The sequence below is a fragment of the Kitasatospora sp. Ki12 genome, from assembly GCF_054601375.1.
In genome coordinates this window covers 1254116-1277301 of the sequence record NZ_BAAIHT010000003.1, presented here as the reverse complement: position 1 = coordinate 1277301, position 23186 = coordinate 1254116, and the positions used below count along the sequence as shown (strand labels likewise).

At 71.8% G+C, this 23186-nt stretch carries 21 protein-coding genes and 1 riboswitch; of the genes, 10 read left to right on the top strand and 11 right to left on the bottom strand.

Annotation, left to right across the window (positions count from 1 at the left end):
• Nucleotides 1-49 precede the first annotated feature (49 nt).
• From ACYP53_RS36245 to ACYP53_RS36230, 4 genes are all read left to right on the top strand, one after another.
• Complete coding sequence (locus tag ACYP53_RS36245; protein WP_189913592.1) at nt 50-1051, top strand: carbohydrate ABC transporter permease; 1002 nt, start codon at nt 50-52, stop codon at nt 1049-1051.
• Between the two features lie 39 nt (nt 1052-1090).
• A complete protein-coding gene (locus tag ACYP53_RS36240; RefSeq protein WP_189913591.1) occupies nt 1091-1996 on the top strand; it encodes a sugar ABC transporter permease in 906 nt (301 codons plus the stop codon).
• 65 nt (nt 1997-2061) lie between these two features.
• Entirely contained in the window at nt 2062-3777 is a 1716-nt protein-coding gene (locus ACYP53_RS36235) for a glycoside hydrolase family 13 protein (RefSeq protein WP_189913590.1), read from the top strand.
• 25 nt (nt 3778-3802) lie between these two features.
• Entirely contained in the window at nt 3803-4822 is a 1020-nt protein-coding gene (locus ACYP53_RS36230) for a LacI family DNA-binding transcriptional regulator (RefSeq protein ID WP_459650547.1), read from the top strand.
• A gap of 114 nt (nt 4823-4936) precedes the next feature.
• On the opposite strand, the gene ACYP53_RS36225 is transcribed toward ACYP53_RS36230, so the two are convergent.
• The 3 genes from ACYP53_RS36225 to ACYP53_RS36215 all read right to left on the bottom strand — a co-directional run bounded on the left by ACYP53_RS36225 (nt 4937) and on the right by ACYP53_RS36215 (nt 8318).
• On the bottom strand, nt 4937-5137 hold the full coding sequence (locus ACYP53_RS36225; RefSeq protein WP_189913588.1) for a hypothetical protein: 201 nt from the start codon (nt 5135-5137) through the stop codon (nt 4937-4939).
• Nucleotides 5138-5348: 211 nt separating this feature from the next.
• Entirely contained in the window at nt 5349-6665 is a 1317-nt protein-coding gene (locus ACYP53_RS36220) for a transglycosylase family protein (protein ID WP_459650546.1), read from the bottom strand.
• Between the two features lie 7 nt (nt 6666-6672).
• Nucleotides 6673-6833, bottom strand: a riboswitch (cyclic di-AMP (ydaO/yuaA leader).
• Nucleotides 6834-7358: 525 nt separating this feature from the next.
• On the bottom strand, nt 7359-8318 hold the full coding sequence (locus ACYP53_RS36215) for a sirohydrochlorin chelatase family protein (protein WP_229928274.1): 960 nt from the start codon (nt 8316-8318) through the stop codon (nt 7359-7361).
• A 558-nt stretch (nt 8319-8876) separates the two neighbouring features.
• Here ACYP53_RS36215 and ACYP53_RS36210 point away from each other — a divergent pair.
• Nucleotides 8877-9158 (top strand): DUF397 domain-containing protein, encoded by a 282-nt coding sequence (locus ACYP53_RS36210; protein ID WP_189913586.1) that lies wholly within the window; start codon nt 8877-8879, stop codon nt 9156-9158.
• Between the two features lie 326 nt (nt 9159-9484).
• On the opposite strand, the gene ACYP53_RS36205 is transcribed toward ACYP53_RS36210, so the two are convergent.
• Nucleotides 9485-10066 (bottom strand): ATP-binding protein, encoded by a 582-nt coding sequence (locus tag ACYP53_RS36205; RefSeq protein ID WP_229928273.1) that lies wholly within the window; start codon nt 10064-10066, stop codon nt 9485-9487.
• A gap of 418 nt (nt 10067-10484) precedes the next feature.
• Between ACYP53_RS36205 and ACYP53_RS36200 the strand changes: the two genes are divergently transcribed.
• The gene (locus ACYP53_RS36200; protein WP_189913585.1) at nt 10485-11351 is read left to right on the top strand and encodes a helix-turn-helix domain-containing protein; all 867 of its coding nucleotides are present in this window, start codon (nt 10485-10487) and stop codon (nt 11349-11351) included.
• Nucleotides 11352-11491: 140 nt separating this feature from the next.
• On the opposite strand, the gene ACYP53_RS36195 is transcribed toward ACYP53_RS36200, so the two are convergent.
• Together ACYP53_RS36195 and ACYP53_RS36190 are read right to left on the bottom strand one after the other, a co-directional pair.
• Nucleotides 11492-12097, bottom strand: coding sequence for a TetR/AcrR family transcriptional regulator (locus ACYP53_RS36195; RefSeq protein WP_229928272.1), 606 nt, complete (start codon nt 12095-12097; stop codon nt 11492-11494).
• Between the two features lie 239 nt (nt 12098-12336).
• Complete coding sequence (locus ACYP53_RS36190) at nt 12337-13851, bottom strand: MFS transporter (protein WP_189913583.1); 1515 nt, start codon at nt 13849-13851, stop codon at nt 12337-12339.
• Between the two features lie 87 nt (nt 13852-13938).
• On the opposite strand from ACYP53_RS36190, the gene ACYP53_RS36185 reads away from it, so the two are divergent.
• Complete coding sequence (locus tag ACYP53_RS36185) at nt 13939-14373, top strand: MarR family winged helix-turn-helix transcriptional regulator (protein WP_189913582.1); 435 nt, start codon at nt 13939-13941, stop codon at nt 14371-14373.
• Between the two features lie 46 nt (nt 14374-14419).
• Here ACYP53_RS36185 and ACYP53_RS36180 read toward each other — a convergent pair whose 3' ends face one another.
• From ACYP53_RS36180 to ACYP53_RS36160, 5 genes are all read right to left on the bottom strand, one after another.
• Nucleotides 14420-15367 (bottom strand): M56 family metallopeptidase, encoded by a 948-nt coding sequence (locus tag ACYP53_RS36180; protein WP_189913581.1) that lies wholly within the window; start codon nt 15365-15367, stop codon nt 14420-14422.
• 153 nt (nt 15368-15520) lie between these two features.
• Nucleotides 15521-16078, bottom strand: coding sequence for a DUF5134 domain-containing protein (locus ACYP53_RS36175; RefSeq protein WP_459650545.1), 558 nt, complete (start codon nt 16076-16078; stop codon nt 15521-15523).
• 267 nt (nt 16079-16345) lie between these two features.
• Entirely contained in the window at nt 16346-17101 is a 756-nt protein-coding gene (locus ACYP53_RS36170; RefSeq protein WP_459650544.1) for an amino acid ABC transporter ATP-binding protein, read from the bottom strand.
• On the bottom strand, nt 17098-18108 hold the full coding sequence (locus ACYP53_RS36165; RefSeq protein WP_459650543.1) for an amino acid ABC transporter permease: 1011 nt from the start codon (nt 18106-18108) through the stop codon (nt 17098-17100). Before ACYP53_RS36165 ends, ACYP53_RS36170 begins: the two co-directional genes overlap by 4 nt.
• Nucleotides 18105-18992, bottom strand: a complete 888-nt coding sequence (locus tag ACYP53_RS36160; RefSeq protein WP_189913579.1) for an ABC transporter substrate-binding protein — start codon at nt 18990-18992, stop codon at nt 18105-18107. The genes ACYP53_RS36165 and ACYP53_RS36160 overlap by 4 nt, the downstream gene beginning before the upstream one ends.
• Before the next feature lie 572 nt (nt 18993-19564).
• Between ACYP53_RS36160 and ACYP53_RS36155 the strand changes: the two genes are divergently transcribed.
• The 3 genes from ACYP53_RS36155 to ACYP53_RS36145 are packed head-to-tail and all read left to right on the top strand — an operon-like array spanning nt 19565 to nt 22793.
• Nucleotides 19565-20965 (top strand): DUF6421 family protein, encoded by a 1401-nt coding sequence (locus tag ACYP53_RS36155; RefSeq protein ID WP_189913578.1) that lies wholly within the window; start codon nt 19565-19567, stop codon nt 20963-20965.
• The gene (locus ACYP53_RS36150; protein WP_189913577.1) at nt 20962-21720 is read left to right on the top strand and encodes an SDR family NAD(P)-dependent oxidoreductase; all 759 of its coding nucleotides are present in this window, start codon (nt 20962-20964) and stop codon (nt 21718-21720) included. Before ACYP53_RS36155 ends, ACYP53_RS36150 begins: the two co-directional genes overlap by 4 nt.
• Nucleotides 21717-22793, top strand: a complete 1077-nt coding sequence (locus ACYP53_RS36145) for a threonine aldolase family protein (protein WP_189914061.1) — start codon at nt 21717-21719, stop codon at nt 22791-22793. The genes ACYP53_RS36150 and ACYP53_RS36145 overlap by 4 nt, the downstream gene beginning before the upstream one ends.
• Nucleotides 22794-23186: the final 393 nt, after the last annotated feature.

The window sequence follows — 23186 nt, the reverse complement described above, 5'->3', positions numbered from 1 at the left end:
TTCCGTCGGTCCCGTCGGCCCCCGAGAACCCCCCGAGAAGGTGCAAACGATGTCAGTCGCCGTGCAGGGCGCCACCGGCAAGGGCAGCCGGGAGCGCGAGCAGCGTCCGAGCCTGCGGGAACGCGTCAAGCGCTCCTACGCCAAGCACTGGTACGCCTACGCGATGATCGCCCCGGTCGTGCTGGTGCTCGGCGCGCTGGTGATCTACCCGCTCGTCGAGGGCGTCTGGCTCACCCTCACCGACGCCAACAGCCTCAACGTCGCCCGCAAGATCGGCGTCAACGAGATCCCGGCCAGCTACAACTTCGTCGGCTTCCACAACTACGCCGACATCCTCTGGGGCCCCGGCTCGTACGACCGCTTCTGGTCGCACTTCGTCTGGACCATCGCCTGGACGGCGGTCTGCGTCTTCCTGCACTACAGCCTCGGCCTCGGCCTCGCCCTGCTGCTCAACAAGAAGCTGCGCGGGCGCGCCGCCTACCGGATGCTGCTCATCCTGCCCTGGGCCGTGCCCACCTTCGTCACCGTCTTCTCCTGGCGCCTGATGCTCGCCGACGGCGGAGTCGTCAACGGCATCCTCTCCGCCCTGCACCTGCCCGAGCCCGGCTGGCTCACCGACCCGTGGGCGCAGAAGGCGGCCGCGATCCTGGTGAACACCTGGGCCGGCGTGCCGTTCATGATGATCTCGCTGCTCGGCGGCCTGCAGTCGATCCCGGCCGAGCTGTACGAGGCCGCCGAGATGGATGGTGCCACGCCCTGGCAGCGCTTCCGGCACGTCACGATGCCCGGGCTGCGCGCCGTCTCCTCCACCGTCGTGCTGCTGGGCGTGATCTGGACCTTCAACCAGTTCAACGTCATCTTCCTGCTGTTCGGCACCGGCGCCCCCGACGCCCAGCTGCTGGTCACCTGGGCCTACCGCCTCGGCTTCGGCCAGATCCCCCGGGACTACGCGCAGTCCGCCGCGTACGGCGTGATCCTGCTGTCCATCCTGATCGTCTTCACCGCCTTCTACCGGCGCTGGCTCGCCCGCAACGAGCAGGCCAACGGCTGAGGCCCCGGACCCAGTTGACCCACGAAGGCAGGTAACCCGATGAGCACCACCACCGAACGCCCGGCCCCCGCGGCGACCGCGGCCCCGGCCGCCCGGCCGGCCAAGGTCCGCCGGCGCGGCGAGAGCAGCCCGCTGGTCCGGGCGCTGTCCCACGGCACCCTGACCGTGGCCAGCCTGATCGCGCTGTTCCCGGTCGGGTGGATCCTCTTCGTCTCGCTCGGCCCGGACAAGACCGACTACCTCCACCCCGGCCAGATCCTCGACAAGCTCACGCTGTCGAACTACCAGCACGTGCTGTCCGACACCGACTTCTTCACCTGGTTCGGCAACGCCCTGCTGGTCTCCGGCATCACCACCGTCTTCGGCGTGCTGCTCGCCGCGACCACCGGCTACGCCGTCTCCCGGATGAAGTTCCCCGGGCACAAGCCGCTGATGTGGTCGCTGCTGGTCACCCAGATGTTCCCGATCGCGGTGCTGATCGTGCCGATGTACACGATGCTCTCCGAACTCGGCCTGCTGGACAGCTACACCGGTCTGATCCTGGTCTACTCGACCACCACCGTGCCGTACTGCGCCTGGCTGCTGAAGGGCTACTTCGACACCATCCCGGTGGAGATCGACGAGGCCGGCCGGGTCGACGGGCTCAGCCCGTTCGGCACCTTCTGGCGGCTGGTGCTGCCGCTGGCCCGCCCGGGCCTGGCGGTCGCCGCCTTCTACTCCTTCCTCACCTACTGGGCCGAGGTCCCGTTCGCCTCGACGTTCATGCTCAGCTCCGACAAGTACACGCTGGCCGTCGGCCTGCAGACCTTCGTCAGCGAGCACGACGCCCAGTGGAACCTGATGGCCGCGACCGCGGTGCTGATCGCGATCCCGTCCGCGGCGTTCTTCTACCTGGTGCAGCGCCACCTGGTCACCGGCCTGACCGCCGGTGCCTCCAAGTCGTGACGCCTGACGCCGCACACCACGCGCGCAAGGCTCCCCGCTCCTCCGATCCCCAAGGGATACCGTCCATGACCCAGAACCTGGCCGACACCCCCCGGCCTGTCGCCGACACCGCCCACGAGGCGGCCACCCCGGCTCCTGCGGCGGGCGGCACCTCCAGAGACTGGTGGCGGGACGCGGTCATCTACCAGGTCTACCCGCGCAGCTTCGCCGACTCCAACGGCGACGGCATGGGCGACCTGCCCGGCATCCGCAGCCGCCTGCCCTACCTGCGCGACCTCGGCGTGGACGCGGTCTGGCTCTCGCCGTTCTACGCCTCGCCGCAGGCGGACGCCGGCTACGACGTCGCCGACTACCGCGCGGTGGACCCGATGTTCGGCACCCTGCTGGACGCCGACGCCCTCATCCGGGACGCCCACGAGCTGGGCCTGCGGATCATCGTCGACCTGGTCCCCAACCACTCCTCGGACCAGCACGAGTGGTTCCAGCGCGCCCTGCGCGAGGGCCCCGGCTCCCCGCTCCGCGACCGCTACCACTTCCGCCCCGGCAAGGGCGACAAGGGCGAACTGCCGCCCAACGACTGGGAGTCCATCTTCGGCGGCCCGGCCTGGACCCGCACCGAGAACCCGGACGGCACCCCCGGCGACTGGTACCTGCACCTCTTCGCCCCCGAGCAGCCCGACTTCAACTGGGAGAACCGGGCCGTCGCCGACGAGTTCCGCTCGATCCTGCGCTTCTGGCTCGACATGGGCGTGGACGGCTTCCGCATCGACGTCGCCCACGGCCTGGTCAAGGCCCCCGGCCTGCCCGACCTCGGCGGCGCCGACCAGCTCAAGCTGCTCGGCAACGACGTCATGCCGTTCTTCGACCAGGACGGCGTGCACGAGATCTACCGCAGCTGGCGCGAGATCCTCGACGAGTACCCGGGGCAGCGGATCGGCGTCGCCGAGGCGTGGACCCCGACCGTCCAGCGCACCGCCAACTACGTCCGCCCCGACGAGCTGCACCAGGCCTTCAACTTCCAGTACCTGGGAACCGATTGGGACGCCACCGCGCTGCGCGAGGTGATCGACCTCTCGCTCGACTCGATGCGCCCGGTCGACGCCCCCACCACCTGGGTGCTGTCCAACCACGACGTCACCCGGCACGCCACCCGCTTCGCCAACGAGCCCGGCCTCGGCACCCAGATCCGCACCCCCGGCGACCGCGCACTCGGCCTGCGCCGCGCCCGCGCCGCCACCCTGCTGATGCTCGCGCTGCCCGGCTCCGCGTACGTCTACCAGGGCGAGGAGCTCGGCCTGCCGGACGTCACCGACCTGCCCGACGAGGTCCGTCAGGACCCGTCCTTCTTCCGCCAGGCCGGACAGGACGGCTACCGCGACGGCTGCCGCGTCCCGATCCCGTGGTCCGGCACCGAGGCCCCGTACGGCTTCGGCCCGGCCGCCGGCGGGCCGTCCTGGCTGCCGCAGCCGGCCGCCTGGGCCGAGCTGAGCGTCGAGGCGCAGACCGGCGACCCCTCCTCCACCCTGGAGCTCTACCGCAGCGCCCTGGCCGTCCGCCGGGCGCAGGCCGACCTCGGCGCCGGCACCGGGGTCGAGTGGCTGGACGGCCCCGAGGGCACCCTCGCCTTCCGCCGCGGCTCCTTCGTCTGCACCGTGAACACCACCGGCGAGCCGGTGCGGATACCGGCCCCGGGCGCGCTGCTGCTGGCCTCGACCGAGCTCGTGGTGGACGGCGGCGAGACGGTGCTCGCTCCGGACAGCACCGGCTGGTGGGCGGTCTGACGTGGTTGCAATAGGCTCTGGGACCGTGACTACGGCGCGACTCTCAGACATCGCGGCACAGGCGGGGGTCAGCGAAGCCACCGTCTCCCGCGTGCTCAACGGCAAGGCGAACGTCTCGGCGGCCACCCGGCAGACCGTGCTGGCGGCCCTCGACGTGCTCGGCTACGAGCGGCCGACCCGGCTGCGCCAGCGCAGCGCCGGGCTGATCGGGCTGATCACACCGGAGTTGAGCAACCCGATCTTCCCCGCTCTGGCGCAGGTGATCGAGCAGGCGCTCAGCCGGCACGGCTACACGCCGGTGCTGTGCACCCAGACCCCGGGCGGATCCACCGAGGACGAACTGGTGGAGATGCTGGTGGACCGGGGCGTGGCCGGCATCGTCTTCGTCTCCGGGCTGCACGCCGACACCACGGCCGACCACGACCGCTACGCGCGGCTGTCCGGGCGCGGGGTGCCGTTCGTGCTGATCAACGGCTTCAGCGAGAAGATCGACGCGCCGTTCATCTCGCCGGACGACCGGGCCGCGATGTGGATGGCCGTCCAGCACCTGGCCGAACTCGGGCACGAGCGGATCGGGCTGGCCGTCGGGCAGCGCCGGTACGTGCCGGTGCTGCGCAAGATAGAAGGCTTCACGGCGGCGATGCGCGAGGTGTTCGGGCGGACCGAGGAGGAGGCCGAGAACCTCGTCCACCACACGCTTTTCAGCGTGGAGGGCGGACACGCGGCGGCCGGCGCGCTGCTCGACAAGGGCTGCACGGCGATCGCCTGCGGGAGCGACATGATGGCGCTCGGGGCGATCCGGGCGGTGCGGCAGCGCGGGCTGTCGGTGCCGCAGGACGTGTCGGTGGTCGGCTTCGACGACTCGCCGCTGATCGCCTTCACCGAGCCGCCGTTGACCACGATCCGCCAGCCGGTCGAGGCGATGGCCACGGCCGCGGTGGACGCGCTGCTGGAGGAGGTCGGCGGGAACGCCGCCCAGCGCGGGGAGTTCATGTTCCAGCCGGAGCTGGTGATGCGCGGCTCGACCGGGGCCTGCGCGCGCTGAACCGGCCGTACGACCGACTGAAGGGCCCCGGAGGGCAGTTGGCTCTCCGGGGCCCTTCGGCGTGCGGTCGGTGGGCCCTCACTCGCGACGGGCCGGCCCTCGCGGGCGGGGGATTCAGCCCTCCTGGGCGGTGGGGCGGTCGACGGTGAGGCGGTGGCCGTCGGCCGATTCGCCGGTACGGGTCTCGGTGCGGCGGCCGCGGGCCAGGTAGTCGCGCAGGACCAGTTCGACGGCGTCCTGCGGGTTCTTGGTACCGGAGAGCATCATCGCGTCGATCGCGAGGTTCGCGTCGAGCGTGACGGTGACCTGGGCCATGTGACTCCTCCTCGGGTGCAGAGCAGCAGCATGCCCGCCCGCGCGGGGTTCCACCACGGAATTCGCCGGAACCCCGGGGCCTCGCAGGGGAAGCGGCCGGGGCCCGCCCGGCCTTCCAGGCCCGCCCGACCTCCCGGGCATGCCGGAACCCCCGGGGAGGAGCGATCGGACTCTCCCCGGGGGCGGCTCAGCCTTCGGCTGCCCGTCGTGCTCAGACGCGGCCGGCGAAGTCCGGGGCCCAGGCGGCCACGGTCATCTCGCGCACGCCCGCGCTCGGGTTGGCGGCCTCGACGTACTTGCCGCCGCCGACGTAGATCGCGACGTGGTAGACGCCCGAGTCCTGGCCGTTGTTGGACCAGAACAGCAGGTCGCCCGGCTGCAGGCTGTCCAGCGAGACGTGGGTGCTGGCGGCGGCCTGGTCGGCGGCGACGCGCGGGACGGAGATGCCCGCGGCGCGCAGCGCGGCCTGGGTCAGGCCGGAGCAGTCCCAGCCGCCGTTGCCGGTGCCGCCGTAGACGTAGGCCTGGCCGACCTTGGACTCGGCGAAGGAGACCGCGGCGGCCATGCTGCCGGTCGCGGCCGGGGCCTGGGTCTGCGCCGGGGCGGCGGGCTTGGCGGCCGGGGCCTGGGTCTGGGCGGCCGGCTGGGCGTTCACGGAACCGCCGTTCGCGGACTGACCGGACTTCTGCGAGCGGTTGAACCAGGTGAAGTCCGAGCCGGACTTGCCCGTGGTGGCGGCCTGGTCGGTCGAGGCCGACTGCTGGGCCTGGCCGTCGCCGAAGGACAGGTGCTGGCCCGGGTAGATGGTGTCGGGGCCGTCGGTCAGGGTGGCGCGGTTGAGGTCGTACAGCCGCTGCCAGCCGCCCTGCACGTTGTGCTTGTCGGCGATCGAGGACAGCCAGTCGCCCGCGACGACGGTGTAGTCGCCGTCCTGGGTCCACTGGTGACCCTTCTGGGCCCAGTCGCTGGTCGCGGAGCCGGTGGCGGCCTTCGCGTCGTCCTGGGCGGGCGCGGCCGGCTTGGCCGGCTTGGCGGCCGGGGCCGGGGTCTGCGCCGGCTTGGCGGCCGGGGCGGCGGGCTTGGCGGCCGGAGCGGCCGGAGCAGCGGGCTTGGCGGCGGTCGAGCCGGCCGAGGTGTCGACGGCGGCCGGGGCGCCGCCCTTGGTCAGGCCGGCCTTGACGGAGCAGACCGGCCAGGCGCCGGGGCCCTGCGAGGCGAGGACCTTCTCGGCGACCGAGATCTGCTGGTCCTTGGTGGCCAGGTCGGCGCGCGAGGCGTAGGCGGAGCCGCCGAAGGCCGACCAGGTGCTGGAGGTGAACTGCAGGCCGCCGTAGAAGCCGTTGCCGGTGTTGATGGCCCAGTTGCCACCGCTCTCGCACTCGGCGACCTTGTCCCAGGTGGCGACGGAGGCGGCGGAGGCGGTGCCGGTGACGAGGCAGGGGATCGTGAGGCCGACGCCCGCGACGCCGATGGCGGCGATCACGCGACGGGTGCGGCTGGACAGACGGGTGCCATTGGTGGGCAGCATGAAGACGCGATCCTCTCCCACGCCTGCGAGGTGAGCTGTCGGATTCGGGCTGGAGTTGCCCGGCCGCGCGCTGCGCGGCTTCACCCCTAGCCCTGGACCGTTCCGAAGACCGGTCCGGGGCGACTTACCTGTGGGTCCCCCGCTCCTGCCGTGATGCGTTTTCGCGCTGCCAGGACATCCGACGGCAGGACTCGGCGTCGCGGATGAACTGGGTCCGTGTGGCCACGAACGGGGAGCACGTTAAGCAGACTTAAGTTCAAACTGCAAACACCTGTGACGCGCATCACGGTTTAGCGGGAACTGCCAAAATGGCTATCGATCATGATCGGAAATGATCGTTTTCCGGCAATCCTTTTGCGGATGCCCACAACTGTCTTCGCCTCAGACGTGGCGTGACGGTGTGTCGAAGCACAATGCGGCGCACTCGCCGGACCGGGGGAGTGTCCGGGATTCGAGCGCCGGGGGGTGCGCCTGCCATTTACGCCGAAAAACACCAGAACGGACATTACATTTCATTGCCCGCTTAACTCTCGTACGGTGCAAGCCGCAAGGACATGGGGCGTGGCGCGTGGGGCGCGGCGCGTGGCGGGTGGGACGCGGAGGGCGCGCGAGGTGCGGCGGGAACGACGAAAGGGCCCGGAACGGAAGTCGTTCCGGGCCCCGTGAGCGCGCGGAAGGGCGCGCGGTGTCCAGTTACTGCCCGACTGGCCCCTCGGCGGCCGCGTGGGCGCCGCGGACGCCCTCGACGGCCCCCTCGGCCCCGGCGGCGGCCGCGGCCTCCGCCTCGGCGCGCGCCAGGTCCTCGGCGGACGGTGCGGGCAGCGCGGCCAGGTAGGTGGAGGCGATCAGCTGGCCGACGGTCGGGTAGGCGCCCAGCGGAGCCGCCGACGGGCAGCCGGTCTCCTCGGCGGCCGTGGCGAGCAGCTCGGAGTCGGCCTCGGGGCCGATCACCAGCGGGGCCAGCGCGGGGCGCTGGGAGCCGGTCTCCTTGAGGTGGTTGACGGCCGCGGCGACCGAGCCGGGCACGTCGAGGGCGGCGGCCACGACCGGGACGGCCAGCCGGGCGGCCAGCAGCACGCCGGTGATGCCGGCCGCGGCGGCCGCGTCCTCACCGCCGACGGTGGTCAGGACCACGCCGTCCGCGGCGGTCGCGATGGCGAACAGCCGGGCCCGGTCGGCGCGGGCCAGCCCGGCCTCGGAGAGGCGGACGTGCACGGCCTCGGCGAGCAGCGGGTGCGGGCCCAGCGCGTCGGTGACGGGGGCGCCGTACTCGGCGGCGAGCGCGTGGAGTTCGGTCAGGAAGCCGTGCGGGCCGGGCACCAGCGGCACCAGGACGGGCATCGGCAGCCCGGCCTCGGCGGCCAGGGCCAGGAGTTCGGCGACGGTGCGGTCCTCGCCGCCCCCGGCCTCGGCGGAGTCGCCGGGCAGGTAGCCGACGGCGGCCTGGACGCCGTTGTGCTCGCTGCGGACGATCGAGAGCAGCTCCTCGACGACCGACCGGGACTCGGGCCCGGCGGCCGCGGGCACGGCCAGCACCAGCGCCGGGGCGCCGGAGGGGATCTCGGGGCGCTCGGGACGACGGTGGCGCCCCCGCGCACGGGAGCCTGGAGTGCGGACGGGCAGTGGCGCGCCCGGGATGGCTGCGGTGCTCATGCCGGAGATCGTAGGACATCGGCCCGTCAGGCCTGCAGTCGGCTGCCGTACGGGTTGCGCGCGGCCGGGGTGCGGATCCGGTGTGCCCGCGGTGTCGATCCGGTCGGTTTGCCGACAATTCGGACATTCCTCACCCAACCCCCGTGCGGGCGCGGACCATTGCCTTGACGTACTCAATGACGCGTGGCGTTGCAGGTGTGGCGCGTGAGATGTCTCACAGGCTCCAGGTCGCCTGACGGAGCGTCACAGAGATGCGACTCCCGGCATCCGAAGATCAACATTCAGCGGGGAACCGCTCACGGCCGGTTATCGGAGGCTCGACGATTCCATCGGCTATGTCCGTTTACGTACCGTCAGGAGAAGGCCCCGTGAAGACTTCGGGGCTCCGGGTGAAAAGGCCCGTGCACCTGCAATGTCCCGTGCTGATGCACGTGCACTGCGGCTATCATCGCGTCAAGTGAGGCGTTGTGCCGGGCCGGTACGGGGCCGGTCCGTTCGTTCGGCGGTGCCGGGGGCGCCGCGCTGGACGACAACTCCGGAGCTCTTCGGGAGATTTCTATGCACGACTCGCACGACTCGCAGGATTCGCAGCACACGCACGGCTCGTACGACACCTACAACGGGATGGCCGCCGCCGATCTCCAGGGGGTGGTCTGGCAGAAGAGCCTGCACAGCAACTCCCAGGGCAACTGCGTCGAGTTCGCGGCCCTGCCGGGTGGCGACGTGGCGATGCGCAACTCGCGCTTCCCGGACGGTCCGGCGCTCATCTACACCAGGGCCGAGATCGCGGCCCTGCTGCTGGGGGCCAAGGACGGGGAGTTCGACCACCTGGCGGTCTGACCGGCCGCCGTGCTTCACCATCGGGGGGCCGTCGTGGGTGCCGACACCACGACGGCCTTTGTCTTTTGCCGGGTCTTCGCCCGGGTGTCCTCGCGGGTCTCTTCCCGGGCGCCCTTCCGGCGCGTGTCCGGGGCGGCCCTGCGGTGCGGTCCGTCGACCGGGCCATGCGGAAGGGCCCGGGGTGTGGTCCTCCCGGGACTTCCCTCGGCCAGACGCTCGGTCGGCCACTCGACCGGCCACTCGACCGGTCACTCGGCCAGGCACTCGACCGGCCACTCGACCGGCCACTCGACCGGGCATTCGGCCGGCTACCCGTCGCGCCGCCGCTAGGCCGAACGCCGGTGCCGCCCACCGGCGTCGAACGGCCCGCCGAGCGCGTCCAGTGCCGAACGGCCACCGACCCCCGCGTGCGGGTCGAACGCGCCGTCCGCCGGCTCCGCCTCGAACATGGCCCAGACCACCTTGCCGCTGCCCAGCGGGTGCCAGCCCCAGGAGCGGCTGAAGGACTCCACCAGGTGCAGTCCGCGGCCGGATTCGGCGACGAAGTCCGCTTCCCTGGCCACCGGGCCGGCACTGCTCGGATCGCTGACCGCGCAGACCACCTGGGGTGCGCGGTGCACCAGGCTTATTCGGATCGGCAGCCGCCCGTCCGGGGTCGGCTGTGTGGGAAAGTCGTACTCGCCCGGGGCGCCGCCCGTCGGGTCGGGCCGTGCGCCGATCGCATGCCGGAGCGCGTTCGTCACGAGCTCCGAGGCCACCAGCGCGACGTCGTCGAACAGCTCCGGCAGTCCCCAGCGCTGGAGCGTGGTCCGGGCGAAGTCGCGCGCGGTTCTGACGGCTTCGAAGCGAGGAGCGAGCGTACAGGTGACCACATGGGGGTCAACCGCCAAAGCCGTACCGGTGCTCATGAAGAGCTCCTCCCATAAGGGGGCGGACACGGCTGGACCCGCCGGGGTCATGCCGGTCACCTCCGACTCGCTCGGCCGCTCGGCCGCTCCCTCGACCAGGCGCGCGCGCACTCGAACGCCCGATGGCGCGGGGGACGCCGTCGGGCCGGTGCACGGAGTCGCGCGTGGGGTGGACGCGGAACCCGCGGGATTGCCAGGGATGTGCAGGTGCACGTGCACCATGGTGGTGTGCGCTCACTGCAGATGCAAGAGTCGATTCACGTGCAGTCGCACTATTGGCATATGCAAGCGCCGGATGCACGTGCATCCTGGTGTGAGGAGTGCGGAACTGATAGGAACATCCGTCAGTATCGGCACCGTGAGCGCTCAACTGATGGCAGACTGTGCGCTGTTTGCCCTAGGTGGAGGTTTCGACCGCATGACCACAGTTCAGCCGGGCGGCGGCTCGATGGTCCGCCGGATCCTCCTCGGCTCGCAGCTACGTCGCCTGCGTGAGGCGCGCGGCATCACCCGCGAGGACGCGGGCTACGCGATCCGGGCCTCCGAGTCCAAGATCAGCCGAATGGAACTCGGGCGCGTCAGCTTCAAGGAGCGCGACGTCGCCGACCTGCTCAGCCTGTACGGCGTCGACGACGGCATCGAGCGGGAGGCCCTGCTCGGCCTGGTCCGCGAGGCCAACAAGTCCGGCTGGTGGCACAGCTTCAACGACGTGCTGCCGGGCTGGTTCCAGACCTACGTCGGCCTGGAGGAGGCCGCCCAGCTGATCCGCACCTACGAGGTGCAGTTCATCCCCGGGCTGCTGCAGTCCGAGGAGTACGCACGGGCGGTTTTCGGCCAGAGTCGGCCGGTCATCAGCGAGGAGGAGATCGAGCGGCGGGTCAGCCTCCGCCTGCGCCGCCAGAAGCTGCTGACCGAGGGCGGCAGCCCGCGGCTGTGGGCGGTCATCGACGAGGCCGCGCTGCGCCGGCCGGTCGGCGGGCCCAAGGTGATGCGCGGTCAGGTGCAGTACCTGATCGACGTCGCCGAGCAGGCCAACGTGGTGATCCAGGTCATGCCGTTCCGCTTCGGCGCGCACGCGGGCGAGTCCGGTGCGTTCACGATCCTGCGCTTCCCGGAGCAGGACCTCGCGGACGTGGTCTACCTGGAGCAGCTCACCAGCGCGCTCTACCTGGACAAGCGGGACGACGTGGACGCCTACATCCAGGTCATGGAGCGGCTCTGCGTGGACAGCCTCACGCCGGAGCGCACCATAGACCTGCTCGCCTCGATCCTGAAGGAGCGCTGAGCCGCTGCCACCCGGGGTCGGTGAGGTCTCTCCCTCACGGGCCCCCGGGCAGTAGGCCGCCACCGCCAGGTCGCCGATGCGAGGCCGTCACCGCCAGGTCGCCGATGCGAGGCCGCCACCGCCAGGCCGCCCACCCGCCGTCAGCCGCGGGCCGGCGGCCTTTCGCGTTCCGGCGGGTGGGGCTGCGGCGGGCGGCCGAGGTGCCAGGCGAGGTCGTAGCGGCGGAAGAGGTCGGCCCTGATCGGGGCCAGCGGGATCTCGGCGCCCGGCAGCAGCACCCCGATGCACCCGCCCATCAGCGCGCTGCGCAGCACCGCGTGCTCGGCGACCGGGTCCGGCGCGCCCCAGTCGCGCAGCAGTCCCTGCAGGATCGCGCCGAGTTGCTGCTGCTCCGGGTCCTGGACGAAGGCGCCGGTGTCCGGGTCGAGGATCAGGGCCAGGTGCGAGCGCATCACCCGGGGGTGTTCCATCGCCAGTGCGAGGACGGCGTCGATGGCGCGGGCCAGCCGGTCCTCGGGGGTGGCGCCGGGAACCAGTTCCGCCAGCGCGCCGGAGAGCGCCTGGTGCATCATCCGGTGCGTCGCGGACTGCATCAGCAGCCGTTTGCCGTCGAAGTAGTAGGAGAGCAGCCCGCGGGCCAGTCCGGCCCGCTCGGCGATGTCGGTGAGGGTGGTGCCCGCGTAACCGCGCTGGTCAACGAGTTCGACGGTGGCCCGCATGATGCGTCGACGGGAGCGCTGCCGCATCTCCTCATTGACCGAATCCCCGCGAGGTGCCATCGTGACTGCTCCGAACGTTCGTTGGCTCCGGGCCAATATACTGGCGAAGCCGACAGCCGCCCTGTGGAACCGCGCCCCGGCGGGCGCCGCCCGGGCGGCCGGTACGAAGACGGCCGGCTCCACCAACACGGGGGTTTGGTGGAGCCGGCGCCATTGCCCCACGGCCTGGGTTCGGCCGGGGGCGGGGCCCGCGGTGCGGTGCTCGATCAGTGCTCGGTCAGGACTCCGGTCCGGGCCTTCGCCGACCCGGTCGACTGATAATCATAATCCGGCACCGGTGCGGGAGTTGAATTCCGGCGTCGGTCCACCAGCGCTCCGACCGTCGCGACCACCAGGCCGACCAGCGCGACCGCGGCGACGAACACCAGGGCCGGGCGGTAGCCGTCCAGCTGGGCCTGCGGGCTGTCCCCGCCCGCGCTGCCGGCCGTGATCAGCGCGGTCGCCCCGGCGAGCACCACCGCGGTGCCGACCTGGATCGCGGTGTTCACCAGGCCCGAGGCCAGGCCCTGCTCCTCGTCGGCCACGCCGTCGGTGGCGGCGATGTTCACCGAGGGGAAGGCCAGCGCGAAACCGACGCCGAGCAGCAGCATCGACGGCAGCACCAGGCCCAGGTAGGAGCTGTGCTCGTCCAGCCGCAGGAAGAGGGCGAAGGCGCCGACCAGGGACAGCAGGCCGATCGGCAGCAGCCGCCCGGTGCCGAAGCGGTCCACGATCGGGCCCATGAACGGCGCCGAGAGGGCGATGAACGCACCGGCGGGCAGCAGTCCGAGGGCCATCTGCAGGGCGGACCAGCCGAGCAGGTGCTGCAGGTAGAGCGTGACCACGAACTGGAAGCCGCCGTACGCGCCGGTCATCGCGAAGGCGACCAGGTTGGCCCGGGCGACCGAGCCGTTGCGGAAGATGCCGAGCCGGACCAGCGGGTGCGCGGCGCGGCTCTCGATCCGCAGGAAGGCGGCGGCCAGCGCGACGACCACGGCCAGCGAGCCGAGCGTGCGCGGGCTCAGCCAGCCGGCGCCCTGGGCCTCGGTGACGGTGAACACCAGCAGCAGCACGGTGGCGGTTCCGGTGATCGCGCCCAGCACGTCGTAGCCGCCCTTGGCGCGCTCCTCGACCGGGCGGGGGAGCAGGCGGACCGCGAAGACCAGGGCGAGCAGCGCGACCGGGACGGGCATCAGGAAGGTCCAGCGCCAGCCGACCGAGGTCAGCAGGCCGCTCAGCACCAGGCCGAGCGAGAAGCCGCTGGCGGCGCAGGTGGTGTAGATCGACAGGGCCCGGTTGCGGGCCGGCCCCTCGGCGAAGGTCGTGGTGATGATCGACAGGCCGGCCGGGGCGGTGAACGCGGCGCTGACGCCCTTGAGGAAGCGGGCGGCGATCAGCAGTCCGCCGTCGTCGACCAGGCCGCCGGCCAGCGAGGCGGCGGCGAAGACGGCCAGGGCGACCAAGAAGACCCGGCGTCGGCCGAGCAGGTCGGCGGCGCGGCCGCCGAGCAGCAGCAGGCCGCCGTAGCCGAGCACGTAGCCGGAGACCACCCATTGCAGGGTGGAGGTGGACAGGTGGAGTTCGGTGCCGATGGAGGGCAGGGCGACGCCCACCATCGAGACGTCCAGGGCGTCCAGGAACATGGCGGCGCAGAGTACGAGCAGGGTGCCCCAGAGGCGGGGTGTCCAGTGCGGCCCGCTGGTTGACGAGGCGTCGGGGGACGTGACGGTCGCGGTGGTCATGGGGAGGACAGTACATGCGTGTGCATTCAATGCAAATGAATTAGATGTGAACGCAATAATTTCCTGTGCACGTGCTAGGCTGGCGGCGTGGCTGAACTCGACTCCCCGGCGGAGGCCGGTCTCGTCGCGCAGTGGCGCGAGCTGCTGGCGCGGCACGCGGCGGCCGCCTGCACGCTCGACCGCGAGCTGGGCGACCGGTTCGGGCTGGGCATGAGCGAGTTCGAGGTGCTGGAGCGCCTCGTCGAGGGGTGCGCCGCCAATGGTGCCCACGCGCTGCGGGTGAGCGATCTGGCACCCACCGTCCACCTGAGCCAGAGCGCGCTCTCCCGGCTGATCGCCCGCCTGGAGAAGGCCGGACTGGTCACCCGGGCGATGTGCGAGAGCGACCGGCGGGGCATCGTGCTCACCCTCACCGACGCCGGCCGGGAGCGCTACGAGCAGGCCAGGCCGCTCCACCGCGAGGTGCTGGAACTGACCCTCGGCGGCGAGCCCGCCAAGGGCTGCGAAGTCCCGTCGGGCTGACCGGCGGGAAGGGCTCGGGCTGTTCGGTTCAGAGGAGACCGTCGGTTCAGAGGAGTGAGCGCAGGCCCGGGGCGACGGCGAGCAGGACGGCCGCGGCGGGGGCGGCGAGAGCCGCGACGGTGAGCTGCAGCCGGTGCGACACGGAGAGCCGCGGACGCCCCGCGAGCAGTCGGTCCACCCGCTTCGGGGACTGTGCCAGCCCGGGCGGGCAGGAGCCGAACACCCCGCGGTCCAGGTTGAGTTCGGCCAGTGCGAGGGCGGTGGTGTGCCGGCCGTGCCGGCGTGCGGCCCGGTCGTCGGCCGCCAGCTCGACCAGCTCCGCCACCTGGTCCCGGAAGGCGCGGAAGACGCCCACGCCCGGGAAGCCGGTGGCGAGCGCCTGCGAGAACTGCTGCAGCCAGTGGTGCCGGGCCCGGACGTGTCCGCGCTCATGGCTCAGCACCGCCGCCAGCTCCCGGTCGGTCAGCTGCTGGAGGGCGCCGGTGGTGACCACCAGGCGGGAGTTCGGGCCGGGCAGCGACCACGCCTCGGGGCGGACGTTCTCCAGCACCACCAGCCGCTCCCGGCGGCTCCGGGCGGCTTCGATCGACTCGGGCAACTCCGGTGCTCGGGTCGCCAGTTGGGCGTGTCGACGGTCGCGCAGCGCCTTGGCCGTCCACACCTCGCGGGTGAGCGCCAGCACCGTCTGCACCCCGCCGGCCGCCAGTACCGCGGCACACAGCCGGCCCCAGCCCTCGGCGTCCTGCAGACCGTACGCGTCCTCCACCCCGTGCGGGGCGCCCGCGAACACCAGGGCGCGCAGCTCCGGCAGGGCCGCGGAGGAGGCCAGCACCAGTCCCAGCGCGCAGCACAGCAGCACCGCCACCACGAGGCACTGCCACACCAGCAGTGCCAGCACCGGTTCGCGCTCCACCCAGCGGGCCCGGGTCAGCAGCCGGGGCGCGGCGGTCGAGAGCAGCAGTCCGAGCAGCAGCAGGCCGATCAGGGCAGGCATCGCATGGGCTCCCCGAGTACGCACGGAACGCGACAGCGCGCTCGCCGCCAACCTATGCGCTGGCGACGCCCGGTGGAACGGCTTTCGACCGGCCAGTGACCAACGCCACGCGGGCGGCGGGCGCTTGGCACGCGAACCGGGCCCAGGCGGTCGTCACATGGTCAGGAGCATGGCGAACATGCCGATGCCCATGGTGAGTCGGCAGGCCTGGGGCAGGCCGGCGGTGCCGACCGCGAGGGTGCCGCCCGGGGTGCGCAGCAGGCGGCTGCCGGCCCAGACGGTGTACCCGCCGAAGTAGAGGAGCAGGGGGCCGGTCAGCAGCGGGTCGCCCGGGCCGGCCGCGTGGTGGTGCTGGTGGCCGGGGGGCGCCGCCATCGCGAGGGCCATGTACGTCATGGCGAGCGCGCCGACCGCGTGGTGCAGCCGGTGGGCCCGGCCGGCCGGGGCGTGGGCGGCGGCGAGCAGGAAGGCGGCCGCGGGGAGGCCGAACAGCGCGGCCCAGACGGCGGCGGGGACGGTGGCGCCGGTGACGGCCATCGCGGCCATGCCGAGTCCCATCAGGGCCTCGGCGGCATCGGACTCCCGGGCGAGCGGGCGGTGCGCGCCCGATGCGCAGGGCGCGGGGGAGCGGCGCAGCCGGGCCAGGCAGGAGGCGCCGGCGGCCGCGGTGAGCAGGGCGAGTAACCAGGTGACGAGGATCGGTCCGTGCAACGGCGGCCTCCCGGGGCGACGGGCGACCGGGAGGCGGCGGACGGCTGTCGCCCTCCGCCGTCCCCCGTCCGCGGTGACGGTCGTCCCGTCCACGATCACCGCCGCCGCCTCGGTGCGACCAGGGCGCGTACGGGGGCGCACGGTGGTGACCGTCGTTGTGAAGCTCCGGGCCGCACACCTCCCGGCACCTCCCGGCACCTCCCGACACCTTCCGACACCTTCCGACGCCTTCCGTCGCCGCCGCGTACCGCCGTCGGCCGTCGGGCCTCAGCCCTGGAGCCGTCCCGAGGCCATCACCCGGCTGAGGAAGCGCCGGGTCCGCTCCTCCCGCGGATCGCCGAACACCTGCTCCGGCGGCCCCTGTTCGAGCACCACCCCGTCGTCCAGGAAGCAGACCCGGTCGGCGACCTCGCGCGCGAAGCCCATCTCGTGGGTGGAGATGACCATCGTCATCCCCTGCTCCTTGAGGTCCCGCACCACCGAGAGCACCTCCCCGACCAGCACCGGGTCGAGCGCCGCGGTGATCTCGTCCAGGAGCAGCAGCCGGGGCCCGGTGGCCAGCGCCCGGACGATGGCGACGCGCTGCTGCTGCCCGCCGGAGAGCCGGTCCGGGTACTCCTTCGCCTTGGCCGCCAGCCCGAGCCGGTCGAGCAGCTCCAGCGCCCGCGCCTCCGCCTCGGTCCGCGCGACGCCGTGCACCCGGCGCGGTGCGAGCGTGACGTTCTCCAGCACGGTCATGTGCGGGAACAGGTTGTACGACTGGAACACCACGCCGATCCGGCGCCGTACGGCGTCCTCGTCCGCCCGCGGATCGGTGATCTCCTCGCCGTCCAGGAAGATCGCGCCGTCGTCGATGCCCTCCAGCAGGTTGACGCACCGCATCAGCGTGGACTTCCCGGAGCCGGACGCCCCGATCAGCGCCGTCACCGAGTGCTCGGGCACGGCGAGGTCCACGTCGCGCAGCACCACCTGGGCGCCGAAGGTCTTGCGCACCGAATCCAGCCGGAGCACCTCCGCGGTCACACCGCACCTCCCTGGAACTGCCGCCGGTTCATCCGCGCGGTCAGCCAGTCGGCGAACCGGGTCAGCGGAACGGTCAGCACGATGAACACCAGACCCGCCAGCAGGTACGGCGTGAAGTTGAAGGACCGCGACGCGATGATCTTCGCCGCGTACACCGCGTCGATCGCGCCGCCGATCGAGACCAGCCCGGTGTCCTTCTGCAGGCTCACCAGGTTGTTGAGCAGCGGCGGCACCACCCGCCGGACGGCCTGCGGCAGCACCACGTACCGCATCGCCTGCGCGTTGGTGAGCCCGAGCGACCGCGCCGCGGCCCGCTGGCTCGGGTGCACCGACTCGATGCCGGAGCGGAACACCTCCGACACGTACGCCGAGTACGTGAGCACCAGCGCCGCCCCGCCCAGCAGCAGCGGATCGGTGGTCACCCCGGTCAGCCGCAGCGCCGGCACGCCCGTGATCATCACCAGCAGGCAGATGATCATCGGCAGCCCGAGGAAGAAGTCCACGTACGCGGTCACCAGCAGTCGCACCGGCAGGAACACCGGTCCGCGCAGCGTCCGCAGCACCGCGAGCAGCAGGCCGAACACCATGATCAGCACCCCGCAGCCCAGCATCAGCTCCAGGTTGAGCCGCAGTCCCTTCAGCACCTCGGGCAGCGCCTGGCGGGCGTAGTCGAGGTTGAAGAAGGTCCGTCGGGTCACCTCCCAGCCGGGGGAGTTGACGATCAGCAGGTAGAGCGCGACCGCCGTCGCCAGGGTCGACGCGGCGGCGATCAGCGCCGAACGGCGGGCCCGACCGCGCCGGTACGCCTCGTGCGCGAGCCGCCGCTCGGACGGGCGGTAGCCGTCGTCCGCGACCGTTCCCTTCGTGAGGGCCGCACCCGTTCCCTTCGTGAGGGCCGCACCCGTTCCCTTCGCGAGGCCCGCATCCGCGACCGCGATGTTGTCCGTGCCCGCGGCACCGTCCGCCGCGGGCTCCCCGTCCACGCCGGGGCTCATGTCAGCGCTCACTTGAGCACCGGTGCCGAGACGGCGTCGGAGAGCCACTGCTTCTCCAGCTTCGCCAGCGTGCCGTCCGCGCGCAGCGCGTCGACGGCCTGCGTCACGCAGCCGGTCAGCTTGGAGCCCTTGTCCAGCACCAGGCCGAACTGTTCGCCCCGCCCGGACGCCTCGAACTGGCCGACCACCTGGGCCTCCGGCACCTCGGCGCCGGTGATGTAGAAGGCGGTCGGCAGGTCCACCACCAGGGCCTCGATCTGGCCGTTCTTGAGCGCGGCCTTGGCGAGGTCGTTGGAGTCGAAGACGGCCGGCTGGCTGTTCGGCTTGATGGTGCCGGTGATGGTGTCCAGGCTGGTGGTGCCGACCTGCGCGCCGAGCTTGGCGTCCTTGAGGTCGGCGATGCTCTTCGCGCCCGCCGCCTTGGAGTTCTTCAGCGCGATGACGGCCTGGCGCACGTCGTAGTAGCCGGAGGAGAAGTCCACGGCCTGCTTGCGCTCGCCGCTGATGGACACCTGGTTGATGTCGAAGTCGAAGTCCTTGGCGCCGGGCGCGGTGGCCTTGCCGAAGGGCGCGACCACCCAGCTGACCTTGGACTTCGGGTAGCCCAGCTTCTCCGCCACCGCGTAGGCCACGGCCGACTCGAAGCCCTTGCCGTTCTCCGGCTTGTCCTCGGTGAACCAGGGGTCGTACGCGGGCTTGTCGGTGCCGACGGTCAGCGTCCCGGCGGTGCGCGTCGCCAGCGCCCCCGGCGCGCAGCCCGCCGCCGTGCCGGCCGTACCGGAGGCACCGGAGGCGGCGTCGGACTTCGGGTCCTGCGGCGCGCACGCGCTCAGCGCGCCCGCGGCGGCGACCAGCGCGGCGAGGGACAGGACGACGGACGGCTTGCGGAGAGTCATCTCGGGGCTCCAGAGGAAGGACCGGGCGGAACGGAAAGGCGGGACGGGAGGGCGCGGCGGGGCGGGCCGGTCCCGGCGGGTCACTTCCCCCCGGTGGCGGCGCCGGAACACACGCGGCATGGTCGGCGTACGGGCCCACGTCCGCGGCGCCCCCCGAGCCGGACCGGCAGCAGTCGGGTCGACGGCGGCCGGGCAGCGGCCGGTGGCCGGGTCAACAGCAGCGGCGACAACAGCTGCGACAAGAGCGGCGACGGCGGCAGCACGGACGGTGCGCGCGACAGCGACAGCAGGAGCGGACGTGTCGACGGGAGGGTGCCCGGAACGGGCTGTCGTGGCCTGCGGCCACCGTGATCACCGCCGGGAGCATGCCGGGAGGTTCGCATCAGAGCAGCTCATCTGTCCAGAACATCCAGATCACCGTCCACATGCCGGACAACGGGCCTTCCGGCGCAGGCTTTCGGGCCGGAGCGGCACTGCGCCGCAGCTTTGCCTGTCCGGGCCCCCTTGAACGGGAGAACCTTTCGTACTTATGGTGTCCCCGTTGAAATAACTCCTGTCGAAGTGAGTCCACGATGCAGAATCTTTCGCCAAGGCTCGCAGCGGCGGCCGACGCCCCGGTCTCGACCTTCGCCGGCCACCCGGCCTGGCTGCGCCTGAAGGAGGCCGTCGAGACGCTGCGCCCCCTGCAGTCCAAGGACGGCTCGATCGACCTGGCCGCCGTCCAGCGGCACACCGTCGACCCGCTGGTGGCGACCGTCCGCGCCGCCGTCGAGGAGCTCGCCCCGAACTTCCCGCACGACGCCGCCTACCTCGCCGCCGTCGACGCGGACCTCGCCAAGTGGGCCGACACCGGCTACCGCGAGCCCGACTTCCTGGACTCGCTGCTGGCGTTCCAGCCCGCCGACCAGCGCGAGGACGGCCTGGAGCACCTCGTCGTCTTCCCGATGTACACCCAGAACGGCAACCCGGACCGCAACCTGGAAGCCGTCCTGCTGCGCGTGGTGTGGCCCGACTGGCTGGCCGAGCTGGAGCGCACCCGCTTCGACAACCCGATGTTCGTGCCGATCACCTTCACGGACTTCACGGCCGGCTACGACACCAACTCCGCCGTGCTCTTCCCCGAGACGGTCTCCGTGCGCAAGGCGCCGGAACGATTCACCTGGGGCGGCATCTTCTGCGACCGCGAGGCCGCCCGCTTCCGCGCCGTCTCCACCAGCGCCGTCCAGCAGCTCGGCCTGGAGATCCCCGCCGACGCCGAGGGCCTGCTCCAGGACCAGCAGCGCGCGCAGGAGACCTTCGTCCTGTGGGACCTCGTCCACGACCGCACCCACAGCCACGGCGACCTGCCGTTCGACCCCTTCATGATCAAGCAGCGCAGCCCGTTCTGGATGTACGGCCTGGAGGAGCTCCGCTGCGACCTCACCACCTTCAAGGAGGCGGTGCAGCTGGAGTCCGAGGGCAACTCGCACGCCCGTGACGTCCAGTACGCGATCCTCTTCGACCGGATGTTCCGCTTCCCGGTCAGCGGTGACCGCGTGCGCAACTACGACGGCCTCGGCGGCCAGCTGCTCTTCGCCTACCTGCACAAGCACGACGCGCTGCGCTGGCGCGACAACCGCCTCAGCATCGACTGGGAGCGCGCCCCGCAGGTCACCAACGCGCTCTGCGGCGAGATCGAGAAGCTGTACCGCGACGGCATCGACCGGCCCAAGCCGGCCCACTGGATCGCCGCGTACGAGCTGGTCTCCCGGTACCTCACCCCGCACCCCGCCTCCACCTGGGCGAAGGGCCCCGAGGCCCTGCCGCTCGACATCACCGACGGCAAGGCCCTCAACAAGGCCCTGTGCGACGCCGTGCTCCCGGACGAGTTCCCGCTGAGCATGTTCTACGAGGCCCTCAACAAGAAGCTGAGCGGCGTCATCGCTTCCACCACCGGCATCACCGGTAACGGCATCCAGGGAGTCGCCGCGTGACCACCTCCACCAACGCCCCGCTGGCCGGCAAGGTCATCGCCGTCGCCGGAGCCAGCGGCCCGGCCGGCCGCGCGGTGCTGCGCCGCCTCGCCGCCGACGGCGCCACCGTGATCGGTGCCGACATCGACGCCCAGCGCCTGGAGTCCGCCCTGGACGCCACCCGCGTGGCCGTGCGCGGAGCCAAGGTCAGCGGCCAGGTCATCGACCTGCTCGACCCGCAGGAGGTCCACGACTGGGCCGACCACCTGGAGTCCGAGCACGGCCACGTCGACGGCCTCTTCCACCTGGTCGGCGGCTGGCGCGGCAGCAAGACCTTCTTCGACAGCCGGCTGGACGACTGGGACTTCCTGCACGACACCGTCGTGCGGACCCTCCAGCACACCTCGCTCGCCTTCCAGCCCGCGCTGGTCCGCAGCCCCGCCGGCCGCTACGCGATGATCTCCGCCTCGGCCGCGCACAAGCCCACCGCGGGCGGCGCCGCCTACGCGGCCGCCAAGGCCGCCACCGAGGCGTGGACCCTCGCGATGGCCGACTCCTTCAAGAAGGAGACCACCGACCCGAGCGGCGAGCCCACCGCGGCGGCTGCGATCCTGGTGATCAAGGCGCTGGTCAGCCCTGAAATGCGGGCCGAGAAGCCGGAGGCGAAGTTCGCCGGCTTCACCGACACCGCCGACCTCGCCGATCACCTGGCGGGCCTCTGGGACCGCCCCGCAGCAGAACTGAACGGACAGCACCTGTGGCTGACAGCCCGATGACCGACCTCACCCGTACCGACGCGGTACGGCGGCACGACCCCGCCGTCCGCGGCTTCGCCAGCGACAACTACGCCGGCGTGCACCCGGAGGTCCTCGCCGCGATCGCGCTCGCCAACGGCGGCCACCAGATCGCGTACGGCGAGGACGACTACACGAACCACCTGCAGGACGTCTTCCGCCGCCACTTCGGCGACAAGGCCGAGGCGTACCCCGTCTTCAACGGGACCGGCGCCAACGTGGTCGCCCTCCAGTCGCTGCTCCCGCGCTGGGGCGCCGTGGTCTGCGCCGAGACCGCGCACATCCACGTGGACGAGGGCGGCGCCCCGGAGAAGATGGGCGGCATCAAGCTGCTCACCGTTCCCACCCCGGACGGCAAGCTCACCCCCGAGCTGCTCGACCAGCAGGCCTGGGGCTACGGCGACGAGCACCGCGCGCAGCCGCTCGCGGTCTCGATCACCCAGAGCACCGAGCTCGGCACCCTCTACACCGCCGACGAGATCCGCGCGATCACCGAGCACGCCCACGAGCTGGGCATGCTCGTCCACGTCGACGGCTCCCGCCTGGCCAACGCCGCCGCCTCGCTCGGCCAGCCGCTGCGCGCCTTCACCACCGACGTCGGTGTGGACGTGCTGTCCTTCGGCGGCACGAAGAACGGCCTGCTGTTCGGCGAGGTCGTGGTGGTGCTCAACCCGGAGCGGGTGCGCAACATCAAGTACCTGCGCAAGACCTCGATGCAGCTGGCCTCGAAGATGCGGTTCGTCTCGGTCCAGTTCGAGGCCCTGCTCTCCGGCGACCTCTACCTGCGCAACGCCGGCCACGCCAACGCGATGGCCAGCCGCCTGGAGGCCGCGGTCCGGAACATCGACGGCGTCGAGATCGTCCGTCCGGTCCAGGCGAACGCGGTCTTCGCGATCCTCCCGCGCGACGTGAGCGAGCGGCTGCAGAAGCGTTACCGCTTCTACTTCTGGAACGAGCACACCGGTGAGGTGCGCTGGATGTGCGCCTTCGACACCACGGAGGCCGACATCGACGCCTTCGCGGCGGCCATCGTCGAGGAGATGGGCCGCGCCTGACGGTGCCCGAACAACGAATCGCCCCTGCCCGGGAGTCCGGGCGGGGGCGATTTGCATGTGGCGGGTCGGTCCCCGTACAGTTCCGGAGTCGCCGCGGGAGACCGGGGCGGCAAAGCGGAAAGCGAATCCGATGAATGAAACTCCGGAAAACGGGGCGGAAAACATCTGATAAGCTGGAAACACGAAAGAACGAAGCCCGGAGGGCCTGCTGGAAGGCGGCCTGAAGGAAGCGTCCGTTCCTTGAGAACTCAACAGCGTGCCAAAAGTCAACGCCAGATATGTTGACATCCCCGGCCTCAGATTTTTCTGGGGTTGGAGATTCCTTTTGAAGTAAAACACTAGCGAGGACGCAGTGCGCGGGGCCACCCTATTCCGGTGGTTGCCGTGCCGCTC

What these genes read in the sequence shown, in the direction of transcription:
- ACYP53_RS36245 (WP_189913592.1), top strand. Translation starts at nt 50, where the DNA reads ATGTCAGTCGCCGTGCAGGGCGCCACCGGCAAGGGCAGCCGGGAGCGC.
- ACYP53_RS36240 (WP_189913591.1), top strand. Translation starts at nt 1,091, where the DNA reads ATGAGCACCACCACCGAACGCCCGGCCCCCGCGGCGACCGCGGCCCCG.
- ACYP53_RS36235 (WP_189913590.1), top strand. Translation starts at nt 2,062, where the DNA reads ATGACCCAGAACCTGGCCGACACCCCCCGGCCTGTCGCCGACACCGCC.
- ACYP53_RS36225 (WP_189913588.1), bottom strand. Translation starts at nt 5,137, where the DNA reads ATGGCCCAGGTCACCGTCACGCTCGACGCGAACCTCGCGATCGACGCG.
- ACYP53_RS36220 (WP_459650546.1), bottom strand. Translation starts at nt 6,665, where the DNA reads ATGCTGCCCACCAATGGCACCCGTCTGTCCAGCCGCACCCGTCGCGTG.
- ACYP53_RS36215 (WP_229928274.1), bottom strand. Translation starts at nt 8,318, where the DNA reads ATGAGCACCGCAGCCATCCCGGGCGCGCCACTGCCCGTCCGCACTCCA.
- ACYP53_RS36210 (WP_189913586.1), top strand. Translation starts at nt 8,877, where the DNA reads ATGCACGACTCGCACGACTCGCAGGATTCGCAGCACACGCACGGCTCG.
- ACYP53_RS36205 (WP_229928273.1), bottom strand. Translation starts at nt 10,066, where the DNA reads ATGAGCACCGGTACGGCTTTGGCGGTTGACCCCCATGTGGTCACCTGT.
- ACYP53_RS36200 (WP_189913585.1), top strand. Translation starts at nt 10,485, where the DNA reads ATGACCACAGTTCAGCCGGGCGGCGGCTCGATGGTCCGCCGGATCCTC.
- ACYP53_RS36195 (WP_229928272.1), bottom strand. Translation starts at nt 12,097, where the DNA reads ATGCGGCAGCGCTCCCGTCGACGCATCATGCGGGCCACCGTCGAACTC.
- ACYP53_RS36190 (WP_189913583.1), bottom strand. Translation starts at nt 13,851, where the DNA reads ATGACCACCGCGACCGTCACGTCCCCCGACGCCTCGTCAACCAGCGGG.
- ACYP53_RS36180 (WP_189913581.1), bottom strand. Translation starts at nt 15,367, where the DNA reads ATGCCTGCCCTGATCGGCCTGCTGCTGCTCGGACTGCTGCTCTCGACC.
- ACYP53_RS36160 (WP_189913579.1), bottom strand. Translation starts at nt 18,992, where the DNA reads ATGACTCTCCGCAAGCCGTCCGTCGTCCTGTCCCTCGCCGCGCTGGTC.
- ACYP53_RS36155 (WP_189913578.1), top strand. Translation starts at nt 19,565, where the DNA reads ATGCAGAATCTTTCGCCAAGGCTCGCAGCGGCGGCCGACGCCCCGGTC.
- ACYP53_RS36145 (WP_189914061.1), top strand. Translation starts at nt 21,717, where the DNA reads ATGACCGACCTCACCCGTACCGACGCGGTACGGCGGCACGACCCCGCC.